General features: G+C 62.7%; 14 protein-coding genes and 1 tRNA gene. 5 read left to right on the forward strand and 10 right to left on the reverse strand.

All coding sequences use genetic code 11. The annotated features are described in order from the left end of the window. Positions 1–161: 161 nt before the first annotated feature. Complete coding sequence (gene ychF, locus GTP77_RS06560; RefSeq protein ID WP_161071386.1) at positions 162–1253, reverse strand: redox-regulated ATPase YchF; 1092 nt, start codon at positions 1251–1253, stop codon at positions 162–164. A 90-nt stretch (positions 1254–1343) separates the two neighbouring features. Between ychF and GTP77_RS06565 the strand changes: the two genes are divergently transcribed. The 3 genes from GTP77_RS06565 to GTP77_RS06575 all read left to right on the forward strand — a co-directional run bounded on the left by GTP77_RS06565 (position 1344) and on the right by GTP77_RS06575 (position 3509). After that, complete coding sequence (locus GTP77_RS06565; protein WP_161071537.1) at positions 1344–1778, forward strand: acyl-CoA thioesterase; 435 nt, start codon at positions 1344–1346, stop codon at positions 1776–1778. Beyond that, a complete protein-coding gene (locus GTP77_RS06570) occupies positions 1775–2443 on the forward strand; it encodes an ion channel (RefSeq protein ID WP_228894560.1) in 669 nt (222 codons plus the stop codon). The genes GTP77_RS06565 and GTP77_RS06570 overlap by 4 nt, the downstream gene beginning before the upstream one ends. Before the next feature lie 76 nt (positions 2444–2519). Continuing rightward, complete coding sequence (locus GTP77_RS06575) at positions 2520–3509, forward strand: proline dehydrogenase family protein (RefSeq protein WP_161071387.1); 990 nt, start codon at positions 2520–2522, stop codon at positions 3507–3509. On the opposite strand, the gene GTP77_RS06580 is transcribed toward GTP77_RS06575, so the two are convergent. The 4 genes from GTP77_RS06580 to GTP77_RS06595 all read right to left on the reverse strand — a co-directional run bounded on the left by GTP77_RS06580 (position 3463) and on the right by GTP77_RS06595 (position 6551). Beyond that, positions 3463–4263, reverse strand: coding sequence for an AraC family transcriptional regulator (locus GTP77_RS06580; RefSeq protein WP_161071388.1), 801 nt, complete (start codon positions 4261–4263; stop codon positions 3463–3465). The genes GTP77_RS06575 and GTP77_RS06580 overlap by 47 nt on opposite strands. Before the next feature lie 5 nt (positions 4264–4268). Continuing rightward, positions 4269–5588 (reverse strand): amidohydrolase, encoded by a 1320-nt coding sequence (locus tag GTP77_RS06585; protein WP_161071389.1) that lies wholly within the window; start codon positions 5586–5588, stop codon positions 4269–4271. A gap of 18 nt (positions 5589–5606) precedes the next feature. Beyond that, entirely contained in the window at positions 5607–6020 is a 414-nt protein-coding gene (locus GTP77_RS06590) for a hypothetical protein (RefSeq protein ID WP_161071390.1), read from the reverse strand. An 87-nt stretch (positions 6021–6107) separates the two neighbouring features. Then, positions 6108–6551 carry a DUF3224 domain-containing protein gene (locus GTP77_RS06595; RefSeq protein ID WP_161071391.1) on the reverse strand — a complete coding sequence of 148 codons (444 nt, stop codon included), beginning with the start codon at positions 6549–6551 and terminating at the stop codon, positions 6108–6110. A gap of 55 nt (positions 6552–6606) precedes the next feature. Here GTP77_RS06595 and GTP77_RS06600 point away from each other — a divergent pair, with 55 nt between their 5' ends. Further along, positions 6607–7434, forward strand: coding sequence for a helix-turn-helix domain-containing protein (locus GTP77_RS06600; protein ID WP_228894550.1), 828 nt, complete (start codon positions 6607–6609; stop codon positions 7432–7434). 138 nt (positions 7435–7572) lie between these two features. Continuing rightward, the gene (locus GTP77_RS06605; RefSeq protein WP_229202107.1) at positions 7573–8856 is read left to right on the forward strand and encodes an HD-GYP domain-containing protein; all 1284 of its coding nucleotides are present in this window, start codon (positions 7573–7575) and stop codon (positions 8854–8856) included. Here the strand turns inward: GTP77_RS06605 and pth are convergent. The 5 genes from pth to ispE form a co-directional block, all read right to left on the reverse strand. Next, complete coding sequence (gene pth, locus GTP77_RS06610; RefSeq protein WP_161071392.1) at positions 8853–9434, reverse strand: aminoacyl-tRNA hydrolase; 582 nt, start codon at positions 9432–9434, stop codon at positions 8853–8855. The two genes, GTP77_RS06605 and pth, sit on opposite strands and share 4 nt — an antisense overlap. Positions 9435–9503: 69 nt before the next feature. After that, a complete protein-coding gene (locus GTP77_RS06615; RefSeq protein ID WP_161071393.1) occupies positions 9504–10133 on the reverse strand; it encodes a 50S ribosomal protein L25/general stress protein Ctc in 630 nt (209 codons plus the stop codon). A gap of 134 nt (positions 10134–10267) precedes the next feature. Next, positions 10268–11218, reverse strand: coding sequence for a ribose-phosphate pyrophosphokinase (locus tag GTP77_RS06620; RefSeq protein WP_161071394.1), 951 nt, complete (start codon positions 11216–11218; stop codon positions 10268–10270). Between the two features lie 145 nt (positions 11219–11363). Continuing rightward, a tRNA-Gln gene (locus GTP77_RS06625) sits at positions 11364–11440 on the reverse strand. Between the two features lie 77 nt (positions 11441–11517). Continuing rightward, positions 11518–12393 carry a 4-(cytidine 5'-diphospho)-2-C-methyl-D-erythritol kinase gene (ispE, locus tag GTP77_RS06630; RefSeq protein WP_161071395.1) on the reverse strand — a complete coding sequence of 292 codons (876 nt, stop codon included), beginning with the start codon at positions 12391–12393 and terminating at the stop codon, positions 11518–11520. Positions 12394–12400: the final 7 nt, after the last annotated feature.

Below are 12400 nucleotides of genomic sequence, written 5' to 3' on the forward strand. Positions count from 1 at the left end.
CTTTCATGGGGCTGGCGTGGCCATTTTAAGCCAGCTTTTAGCTTGTTCGCGCCAGATTTGAGTGTGCCGGCCTACCCCGTGCCCGGCTGACGAAAAATACGGACGAAAAAAAAGCCGCGATTGCTCGCGGCTTTTTTATTGCGGCCTAGGCCGCTGGATATTTAGACGTTGAACAGGAAGTTCAGTACGTCGCCATCCTTGACCACGTATTCCTTGCCCTCGGCGCGCATCTTACCCGCTTCCTTGGCGCCCGCTTCGCCTTTGAGCGCAACGTAATCGTCATAGGCAATGGTCTGGGCGCGAATAAAGCCGCGTTCGAAATCGGTGTGAATAACACCGGCCGCTTGCGGAGCGGTATCGCCGATATGGATGGTCCAGGCGCGCACTTCTTTTACGCCGGCGGTGAAATAGGTCTGCAAGCCCAGCAGTTTATATGCGGCGCGAATCAGGCGGTCCAGGCCTGGCTCTTCCATGCCCATATCGGACAGGAATTCGGTTTTATCCGCATCGTCCAGATCGGCGATTTCCGCTTCGATGGAGGCGCAAATGGCAACGATAGGCGCATTCTGCGATTTGGCGTATTCGGTCAATTGGTCCAGCAGCGGATTATTGGTGAAGCCGGTATCGGAAACGTTGGCCACATACATTGCCGGTTTGGCGGTGATCAGGCACAGCGATTTAATGATCGCCATTTGATCAGCGTCCAGGCCCATGGCGCGCACTGGTTTGGCTTCATTCAATTGCGGAATGATTTTTTCCAGCAGGGCGACCAGTTTGGCAGCGTCTTTATCGCCGGAACGGGCTTTTTTATTTTCACGGTGCAGCGCTTTTTCAGCGGTGCCCAGATCGGCCAGCGCCAATTCGGTTTGAATAACTTCGATATCGTCCAGCGGGCTAACTTTACCGGCCACGTGAATCACGTTTTCATCTTCGAAGCAGCGCACCACGTTGACGATGGCGTCGGTTTCGCGGATGTGCGACAGGAACTGGTTGCCCAGGCCCTCGCCCTGCGAAGCGCCCGCCACCAGTCCTGCGATGTCGACGAACTCGACGATGGCGTTGACCATGCGTTCAGGCTTCACGATCTCGGCCAGGGCGGCCATGCGCGGGTCCGGAACTTCCACCACGCCGACGTTGGGCTCGATGGTGCAGAACGGATAGTTTTCAGCCGGAATGCCTGCTTTGGTCAGTGCATTGAAAAGAGTGGACTTGCCGACGTTAGGCAGGCCGACGATGCCGCATTGGAGACTCATGAAAAACCTTTAATGATGGTATTGTTTTGCTGCGCCGATTGCCCGCGCGTAAGGATCAATTGTACCCCAGAACCAGGAGCTTCCATGACGATGCGCGACGCCAAACGCTCGCAATTCCCCCATTTCCTGTCCATTGCTACGCGATGGATGGACAATGACGTGTATGGCCATGTCAACAATGTTGTTTATTATTCCTATTTCGACACGGCGGTAAACCAGTTCCTGATCGAACGCGGCGTGCTCGATATTCACAAAGGCGAGGTGGTCGGTTTCGTGGTCGACAGCGGCTGCGCCTACTTCAGCTCGATCTCCTTCCCGGACACCATCCACGCCGGCATCCGCGTGGCCAAGCTGGGCAATTCCAGCGTGCGCTATGAAATCGCGCTGTTCCGCAATGACGACGAGCAGCCTTGCGCGGCCGGCCATTTCGTCCACGTCTACGTCGCGCGCGCCAGCAACCGCTCGGTGCCCATCCCGGCGCCGGTGCGGCAAGTGCTGGAGACCCTGCGCGGGGCGCAAGCGTGAATCCCTTCCCCTTGATGCGCAGCACCAAGCGCCACCCGTCGGCGGTATTGCTGCTGACGCAACTGCTGGGCATGCTACTGTATCCCTTTATCGAAAGCGTGCGCGGCGGCCACATTATTTTCAATGTGTTCGGCATTCTCGTGCTGCTGGTCGCCACACGCATGGTGCGGCGCACGCCTGGCCACGCCTGGATCAGCGCCAGCATCGCCGGGCCGGTGATTGCGCTGCTGGGCCTGCAAATGGCGTTCGACCTGCCCGGGCTGCTGCCCTGGTCCTCCGCGCTGGAGGCGGCGTTCTACTTCTATGCGGCCGCCAGCCTGGTGGCCTATATGATGGAGGACCGCCAGGCCACGACGGACGAGCTGTTCGCGGCGGGCGCGGCGTTTACGCTGCTGGCTTGGGCTTTCACGCACGTGTTCATCCTGCTCCAGACCCTGCAGCCCGGCACTTTCGGCGCAGCGGTGAACGCCGCCGCGCCGCGCACCTGGACCGAGCTGAACTATCTGAGCTTCGCCCTGCTGTCGAGCACCGGCATCGGCGACGTCATTCCGCTGACCTCCCAGGCGCGGGCCATCGCCAGCGTCGAGATGCTGGTCGGCCTGATGTATCTCGCGGCCGTGGTGGCGCGCCTGATCGGCTTTACCCTGCAGTCCAACAAGTCTTAAGCAGGGCAATTTCCTTCAATACAGCGGCACGGGGTGCGCATACGCTGTCCTTTCGTTAATTTGAAAGGACCAGACGATGCACACCCCGAACATGATGGCGCTGGCGGCCGACAGCCTGCGCTCTTTGGCGCTCAACGAGCAGGCAAAAGAACGCTTCTGCAACGATCCGCAGCTACGGCCTTATATGCGCCGTGTGGCTGCGCGCTACGTGGCGGGGCAAACGGTCGCGGACGTGGTGCGGCATTTGCACGCAGTTGCCGCGCGCGGACATGCAGGATCGGCGGAGTTTGTGGGCGAAAGCTGCCGCAACGAGGGCAAGGCCAACGCCGACACGGCGGTCTTCCTGGAACTGGTGCACGCCATCGCGCACGAACAGCTGCCGTGCTCGGTGTCGCTGGATCTGTCCCACGTCGGCTTGCTGGTCGACCCCGAGCTGGGCTATCGCAACGCCAGGCGCATCGCCAGCGCCGCCGCAAGCACCGGCCGCGAGGTGATGATTTCCATGGAGGGCGCGGACCGCGCCGGCCTGATCTACACCACCTATCTCCGGCTGCACGGCGAGGCCGGGCTGGACAACGTGGGGATCACCGTGCCCGCCAAACTGCACCGCAGCGCACAGGACTTGCCACGGCTGATGGAAGCGCCCGGCCGCATCCGCCTGGTCAAGGGCGCCTTCCTTGAATCGCCCGGGATTGCCTGGGACCGCAGCAGCCCGGAACTGGCCGCCGCCTACCGCCGCTTTGCGCAGACCCTGTTGACCAGCGGCCACAAGTGCTCGCTCGCCACGCACGACGCGCAGTTGCAGAACGATCTGGCCGGCTTCATCCTGGAGCAAAAACTGCCGCCGCAGCAATCGGAATTTGAAACGCTGTTCGGGCTGGGAGCGGACGGCCTGGACGCGCTGCGCCGGCGCGGCTTTCAAACCCGCGAGTATGCGATCTTCGGCGAGGAGTATTTCCTCTACGTGCTGAACCGCATCGCGGAAGAACCGGCCCGGGTATTCCAGGCCGTGGTGGACCTTATCGGCCCCGGTACTGCCCCGGCGTGGCCGCAAGGTGCTGCTTGAAGGCGCGCTGGAAGTGGGCCTGGTCGGCAAAGCCGCTTTCGATCGCGGCGTCGGCAATCGCGGCGCCGCGCTTGAGCCGCCCTTGGCCGTATTGGATGCGGCGGTTGACCAGGTAGGCGTGCGGCGTCATGCCGAACTGGCCTTTGAAGGCGCGGATCAGGTAGGCCGGAGACAGGCTGGCGGCAGCGCAAATGTCGTCCAGGCTGAGCAGGCGCGTGCAATTGTCGCTGATGAATTCAGCGGCGCGCAGCAGCTTGCCGTTGGCGCCCGCCAGCGGCGCGGACGCCGGGTCCAGCGTTTGCTGCATGTCCATAAAGAAGCCGAGGGCTGCGCTCTCCTTCTGCAAGCCGTCTGCGTGCGCCGAGGTCAAGGTGTCGTAGAGCCGGTTCAGGCCGGCGAACAGCGAGGTGTTCAAGGTCGTTAAAAATGCCCGGAAGTCCGCATTGGGGCTGAAGCCGAGTTCGTGCTGCAGCGCGGTCAGCCAGGCCACGTCCACATAAAACATGCGGTAGGACCAGGGCTGGCCGGCGGCGGGATTGCAGGCGTGCGCGTCCTCCGGGTTGATCACCACCACGCTGCCCGCGCCCACGGTTTCTTTGCTGCGCCGGTTCCAGTAGGTGCTCACGCCGCCGGTGACCGCGCCGATGGAAAAGGTGCTGTGCGTATGCCGCGCGTAGCACAGGTCGCGGCCGCCGCGTATGGAGCGCGCCTCGATGAAGGGCAGCGCGGCGTCGCGCCAGAACACGGGCTGCATGGCCGTCAGCGCGCCAGTGCGCTCAGCACCGCAAGGCTCATGGCCTGCGCCGCCGTCTTGATGGACGGCTCGGGCACCGGCGCATAGAACGGCGAGTGGTTGAAGGCCAGCGGCTTGCCGCCGGCGGCTTCGGCCTCGGCCACGGCCTTGGCGGGATAGACGCCGGTGAAGAAGAACATGCCGGGAACGCCCTGGTTCACGTATTCGGAGAAGTCTTCGCTGGCCGTCATCGGCGCGATCAAGCCGACGTTGGCGGCGCCGAGTGCGTCCTTCAGCACGGCTTCGGTCTTGCGCACCAGCGCTTCGTTGTTGATGATGGCCTGGCCGCCGGACTTGAGTTCCACGTCCGGCGCCGGCGCGCCCGCCATCGCGGCCGATGCATTGGCGACGCGCCGCACGCCTTCCAGCAGCTTGGCGCGCACGCCAGGGCTGTAGGAGCGGATGGTGCCGCGCACCAGCACGCTGTCCGGAATAATGTTGCCCACGGTGCCGCCCTGGATCGCGCCTATGGTGACGACGCCGAATTCCTTGGGGTCTTTCTCGCGGCTGACCACGGTCTGCACGTCCACCACGAAGCGCGCGGCGATGGCGATAGGGTCCAGCGCCTTGTCCGGCGCGGAACCGTGGCCGCCACGGCCCTTGAACACGATCTCGATGGAGTCGGAGTTGGACGACACCGGCCCGACGTTGTAGCCGACCGTGCCGTGCGCGGTGGGCCAGGAATGCAGGGCGAACGCCAGGTCCGGCTTGGGGAAGCGCTTGAACAGGCCATCCGCCAGCATGGCCTTGGCCCCGGATACGGTTTCTTCGGCCGGCTGGGCAATGAACATCAGGCTGCCCTGCCATTGCGATTTCAGCTCGACCAGGGTGCGCGCCGCGCCCAGCCAGCTGGCCATGTGGATGTCGTGGCCGCAGCTGTGCATGACGTAGGTTTCCGCGCCGCCGGACTGGGTGCGCGCCTTGCTGGCGTAAGGCAGGCCGGTCTTTTCCTCCATCGGCAGCGCGTCCAGTTCGGTGCGCACCATGACGGTTGGGCCAGGGCCGTTTTTGTAGATCGCCACCAGCCCGGTCTTGCCCACGCCTTCGGTGACTTCAAAGCCGAGCGCGCGCATCTCGGCCGCCAGCTTGGCGGCGGTGCGCACTTCCTGGAAGGCGATTTCGGGATGGGCATGCAAGTCCTTGTAGACCATTTCCAGCTGCGGATACATGCTGTCGATGCGCTTTGCGACCTGCGTCTTGAGCGGCGCGCCATCCTGCGCCGTGGCGGCCATCGTTGTCAGCGCTGCCGCCAGCGCCAGGGGAAAGTATGCGAGGGATTTTTTCATAGCCCCTATATTCGCATGTTAATTGGCCGCAAGGCGCCAGCGGTCGCCGGATTTTTTCAGGTAGTGGTCGAACACGTAGCGCCAGGGCATGGCCAGCGGCACCACGATCACCACCATGCAGGCGATGGTGTTTTCCAGCACGGCCTGGCTCATGTTTCCGGAGCGCCAGGCGGGCAGCGCAACCAGCGACAGCCACAGCACTTTCCAGACCAGCTCCCACAGCAACACGGGCAGCATTTGCAGCGGATAGCGCAGGCCCAGCGCGCACAGCAGCGAGAACGCGGCCAGCATGCACACCACCACGCCTTCCATCAGCTCCCACGGCTTGCTGTGGTGCAGGATGCCGGGCCAGACCAGCAGCGCCAGTCCCACAACGATCAGCAGGTACACCGCCCGCAGCGCATACAGCCGGAACAAAGACACTTCTTTCATAGACCTCTCCTGGTTATTGATTTGATATGTCAATAATATCTGACAGGTGTAAGAAGTCAAGTACATCTGTGTCCGGCCGATGCGCTGTCAGGGCAGCACGTAGTCCAGTTCGTACTGGTGCTTGCGGTCCACCTGCTTCAGCGACATCCGGCCGCTGATGCCGGCCAGTTCTCCGGTGCCGGAGTCGGGCACGATGGTCACCGCGAGCTGGCTGTCGCCGCCGTGCATGGTGCCGGCGTGCTGCACGACAAAGCTGCCGGTCTTCCCCTTCAGCGTGCCGGTGATGCGCTCGATGGCGACGTAGGCGGCGGAGCCTTTGGTGTCGGTCACGGCCGTCAGCATTTCGCCTGTGCCGGCAGCTTGCAGGTCGCCGGAGTATTGTTTTTCAAGTAACATGCGCCCGGTGGCCGTGCGGCCTTCGTGCTGCGGCGCGGACGCCGGCGACATCTTGATCTCGAACGTGCCTTCCACACGCTCCGCGCGGGCGGACAGGCAAGCGAGGGCGGCGAGGATGGCGAGGACTGGTTTCATGGCGCGCTTTCTTGGAAGGTGGAGCTTCACTGTAATGTTGGGACGGGAGAAAAGATTGGAAAAAACCGACAGCGCGCAGACACTGATGCCCAAGGGCGTGGTCGATCCGGCGGGCGCGGCGCGCCGCATCCGGCTGGCCACGTATCCGCCCTCGGCGGCGCTGCAGCCGTTTGTTGACTATCACTGGGTGGTGGAGTGGGATCTGGGCGGGCGGCCGCCGGAGACGCAGCGTGTGCTGCCGTATCCGAACGCCCATCTGGTGCTCGACCGGGGCCAGACCGCCATCCACGGCGTGGTGCGCGGCGCGTTCGAGCGCAAGGTGGAAGGCGCCGGCAAGGTGCTCGGCGTGCGCTTCAAGCCGGGCGGGCTGCGGCCTTTCCTGCCGCATCCCTTGTCCCGTCTGGCGGACCGCACCATGCCGGTGGACGAGGTGCTGGGCGTTGCGGGCGCCGAGGCGGAACTGCGCGTGCTGGGCGACGAGCGTGGACGCAGCGATGCGGACATGGTGACAGCAGCGGATGCCTTGCTGGCAGTTGCGCTGCCGCCGGTGGACGAGCGCGCGCTGCTGGCGCAGCAGGCGGTGGAGGCAGCCGCCGCGGCAAACGGGCCGGTCAGCGTGGCGGCCTTGTCGGCGCAGCTGGGTATCGAGGAGCGCACGCTGCAGCGGCTGTTCAGCAACTATGTGGGCGTGTCGCCAAAGTGGGTAATCCAGCGATTCCGGCTGCAAGAGGCCACCTGGCGGCTGGGCCAGGCGGCGGCGCCGGACCTGGCCGAGCTGGCGGCACGGCTGGGCTTCTTCGACCAGGCCCATTTCACGCGCAGCTTCACGCAACTGGTGGGCAAGCCGCCGCTGGAGTACTGGAAATCGCAGCAAACCGCGTGATATCCAGCGGCGCTGGGACATGAATTTCCTCGCTGAGCATGGGCATACGCACCCGCAGCATTACTTCTCGTATACACTTGAAATTAGAAATTTGCACAGCCACAACTTTTGCGTTGCAAGCCTGTAGGGGGAGCCGACTTGGATGAGTTGACGGTGACGATGGATCAGCTGCGCGTCGGGCTATATGTCGAGCTGGACCTGAAGTGGTTCGAGCACCCGTTTGCGTTCAGCCGTTTCAAGATCAAGTCCGAGGAACAGATCGGCGTACTGCGCAGCCTGGGGCTGCGCCAGGTGCGCTACAAGCCGGAACTGAGCGACGTCGCGCCGCCGGAAAGTGCCGTGCCGCTGCCGGAGGCCACCGCCACGCAGGCGGCGCCGGCGGCCATCCCGGACTCCCCTGCGCTGCAAGCCAAGCGCGCCATGATGGCGCAGATGCAGCAGCGCCGCGACGACGCCGAGCGCGTCGAACGCGCTTTCACCAGCACCGCGCGCGCCATCCGGGAAATCGAGAAAAACCTGTTCTCGCGGCCGGAAGAATCGGTCGGCCAGGCCACCGCGCTGGTGACGCAGATTACCGACTCCATCCTGTCCGCGCCGGAACTGGCGATCCACGTGATGGGCGACACCGCCGGCAACGAGGAGCTTTACTTCCATTCGCTGAACGTGACCATGCTGTCCATGATGATCGCGCGCGAAATGGGCTTGCCGCCCGAGGTGGCAACGGTGCTGGGCCTGGGCGCGCTGCTGCACGACATCGGCCGCAAGAATATTCCGGACAAAATCCTCACCAAGCCGGACGCCTACACCACTGCCGAACAAAACCTGTATGAGATGCACGCGCAATACGGCGCCGAAATGGCGCAGCGCCTGCAATGCCTGCCGGCGGTGAGCGCGCTGATCCATGACCATCACGAGCTGTTCGACGGCAGCGGCTATCCGCGCAAGCTGAAGGGGGAAGGCATAGGGGTGCTGGCGCGCATCGTGACCATCGCCAATTACTACGACGAGCTGTGCAACCCATTCAATCTGGCGCACGCGCTCACGCCGCACGAGGCGCTGTCCATGATGTTCGCCAAGCACCGCGCCAAGTTCGATCCGCGCCTGCTGCAAATGTTCATCCGCTGCCTGGGCGTGTACCCGCCGGGCACGGTGGTGCAGCTGTCCAACGGCATGACCGGCATGGTGGCCACCGTGAACACCGAGCGGCCCATGAAGCCCATGCTGGTGGTGTACGACAAGGATGTGCCGCGCCTGGAGGCCCTGATGGTGGACCTGGAGCGGGAAACGGACCTGAACATCGTCAAGGCGCTGCGGCCCAGCCAGGTGCCGATGGAAGTCTACGTCTACCTCAGCCCGCGCAAGCGCATCAGCTACTACTTCGACGCCAGCAAGCCATTGCCGGAGACGGCGGCGCTGGCTTAGGCCGTGTGCAGCTGGGTGGTGGCGAGCGGGAACTTGCCCTCGCATACCAGCGGGATGATTTTCAGGCTTTTCTCGATGGCTTCATCGATCAGCAGCTGCTCGTCGCGGCGCGGGCGGTGCAGCACGAAGTCGGCCACGGCCTGCTGCAGGCTCAGGGTGCGCGGATGGCCGATGCCGATGCGCAGGCGCCAGTAGTCCTGCGTGCCGAGCGCGGCGGTGATGTCCTTCAGGCCGTTGTGGCCGCCCGAGGAGCCGCCCTTCTTCAGCTTGGCCACGCCGGGCATCATGTCCAGTTCGTCGTGCACCACCAGCACTTCGTCCGGGTTGATCTTGTAGAAGCGCGCCAGGCCGCCCACCGACTGGCCGGAACGGTTCATATAGGTTTGCGGTTCCAGCAGCCACAGCTCGCTGCCGGCGACGGAGGTCTTGGCCATCAGCGCGTTGAAGCGGGTTTCGCGCTGCAGGCGCGCGCCCAGGCTGTTGGCCAGGTTGTCGACCAGCCAGAAGCCGGCGTTGTGACGGGTTTGTTCGTAGTCGGGACCGGGATTGCCGAGGCCGACGATGAGGCGGATGGACATGGTTTATTCTGTGGATGTAAAAAAACCCCGACTAGCGGGGTTTTTGTGTTACTTCATGGGAAGTAAAGATTACTTCTTGCCTTTAGCGGCTGGCTTGGCATCAGCGGCTGGAGCAGCTGCGGTGGCTTCAGCCGACACGTGGCCTGCTGGTACCGAAGCGGTAGCGATGGTCAGCTTTTTGCCGTGGGTGATTGCGGTCACGCCTTTTGGCAGTGCCAGGTCCGACACGTGGATCGAGTGGCCAACGTCGATGTTTGCCAGGTCAACGTTCACGAATTCCGGCAGGTCGCCTGCTACGCAGGAAACGTCCAGCTCGGACATCACGTGGCTGATCGTTGCGCCGTGCAGTTTGACTGCTGGCGATACGTCGGCGTTGATGAAGTGCAGCGCCACTTTCTTGTGCAGCTTGGTGTTTGCGTCAACGCGCTGGAAGTCAGCGTGCAGTACCAGTTGCTTGAATGCGTGCATCTGGAAGTCGCGCAGCAGAACTTGCTGGGTCTTGCCGTCGATTTCCAGGTCCAGGATGGACGAGTGGAACACTTCTTTTTTCAGCGCGTGGTACAGCGCGTTGTGGTCCAGGGAGATGTTCAGCGGGCCTTCAGCGCCGCCGTACACGATACCTGGGGTTTGGCCGGAAATACGCAGGCGGCGGCTCGCACCCGTGCCCTGCAGTTCGCGTTTGAATGCAACAACTTTCATTTGAGACTCCAAAAGTAACAAGGCTCGCGCCTCGTTGTGAAGAAGCGCCCCGCGACCAGGACGCTCCGGAAAAACAGCGGCGCAACCGGTCAAAAACCGGTCGCGCCGCCGCTAAAAACCATGTGTTGACCGACTTAGTCGATGAACAGGGAGATCACGGAATCGCCCTTGATAATGCGTTTGAACGTTTCTGCCAGCAGCGGTGCGCAGGTCAGCTGGCGGATCTTGCCGCAAGCTTTGGCCGCGTCGGACAGCGGAATCGTGTCGGTCACCACCAGCTCGTCCAGCGACGAGTTCGAGATGCGGTCGATCGCAGGGCCGGACAGCACGGCGTGGGTGCAATACGCCACCACTTTCTTGGCGCCGCGCTCTTTCAGCACTTCGGCAGCTTTGACCAGGGTGCCGGCGGTGTCCACCATGTCATCCATGATGACGCAGTTGCGGCCTTCGACTTCACCGATGATGTTCATCACTTCGGAAACGTTGGCTTTCGGACGGCGCTTGTCGATAATGGCCAGGTCGCAGCCCAGGCGTTTCGCCAGGGCGCGGGCACGGACCACGCCGCCAACGTCGGGCGACACGACCAGCAGGTCCTCATTGTCCTTCTTCTGCAGGTCGCCCAGCAGGATAGGGGAAGCGTAGATGTTGTCGACTGGAATATCGAAGAAGCCCTGGATCTGGTCTGCGTGCAGATCCATGATCAGGACGCGCTCAACGCCGGCGCTTTCCAGCATATTGGCCACCACTTTTGCCGAGATCGCAACACGCGCCGAGCGTGGGCGGCGGTCCTGGCGGGCGTAGCCGAAGTAAGGGATGGCGGCAGTGATACGGCCAGCGGAGGCGCGTTTCAGTGCATCGACCATCAGGATCAGTTCCATCAGGCTATCGTTGGTCGGTGCGCAGGTCGATTGCAGCACGAACACGTCTTTACCACGAACGTTTTCGTTGATTTCGACCATGACTTCGCCGTCCGAGAATTTCGAGACGACTGCTTTGCCGAGAGGAATGCCGAGGTTTTTTGCGACTCCTTCAGCCAGCGCAGGATTAGCGTTGCCGGTAAAAACCATCAGGTTTTCGTAAGCCATGGGGAGTCCCAGAGAAGTAAGCGTTGATATCTTTGATTGATCGCCGGACAAACCTCTATCCGGCGCTGCGAGCTTCGGTGCCGTGGGCACCTGTATTTTATCTTGACTGGACGCTGATGCATCGACAGACTCAAGAAAAATTAGGTGGCAGGGGAACAAGGATTCGAACCTTGGTATGCTGGAATCAAAATCCAGTGCCTTAACCAGCTTGGCGATTCCCCTGCTGTAACTTGCTGCTTGTCGTTACGACGGCGATTATTATACTACCGAACTAACGAAAAGCAAAATCTTTTTTTCGTTCACAACATGTCGAAGATCGGATGCTGCTTCAGCGCTTTGGCCTTCCAGGCAGTCCAGACACCCTGCGCTCTTTCGAGTACCGCATCGGCCTGGCCTTCATCTGCAAAGGCACAAAACACACAAGCACCGGAACCAGTCATCCTGGCATCTCCGTAAGCTGCCAGCCATTCTATCGCCTTTGCTACCGGCGGGTAAAGACTGGTTGCCACTTGCTGCAAATCATTCCTGCCATACTGCTTCAAATCGTTTCGATTTTCGTAGTGGCTGGAAAAGTCCGCTATTATGATCGGCGAACTGTCCCTTGTCAAATGGGGAGAGCAAAATATTTCCGCCGTGGGCACGGCCACGCCCGGCTCGATCACCACATACCAGCAGTCCGGCGCCGCCACCGCCTGCAGCGCCTCGCCCACGCCTTCGGCAAACGCGGTCTGGCCGAAGATGAAGAAAGGGATGTCCGCGCCCAGCGGCAGGCCCAGCGCCATCAGCTCCTGCCGCGTCAAGCCGGCGTTCCACAAATGGTTCAGCGCCATCAGCGTGGTGGCCGCGTCGGACGAGCCGCCGCCCAGGCCGCCGCCCATGGGCAGCACCTTCTCCACCGTGATGTCGGCGCCGTGCAGCTGGCCGCTGCGGCGCCGCGCCTCGGCCTGCAGCAGGCGCGCCGCGCGGATGACCAGGTCCTGTTCTTCCGGCACGCCGGGAATGTCGTTGCTGCGGCGCAGCTGGCCGTCCGCGCGCACGCGGATGTGCAGCAGGTCGCCGCGGTCTATCAGCTGGAAGGCGGTTTGCAGCATGTGGTAGCCGTCCGCCCGGCGGCCGGTCACGTGCAGGAACAGATTCAGTTTGGCCGGGGCCGGGAGGTTCTTCAGTTCGTTCATGTAGCTG

The organism is Pseudoduganella aquatica (assembly GCF_009857595.1).
Classification (GTDB): Bacteria; Pseudomonadota; Gammaproteobacteria; order Burkholderiales; family Burkholderiaceae_D; genus Rugamonas; species Rugamonas aquatica_A.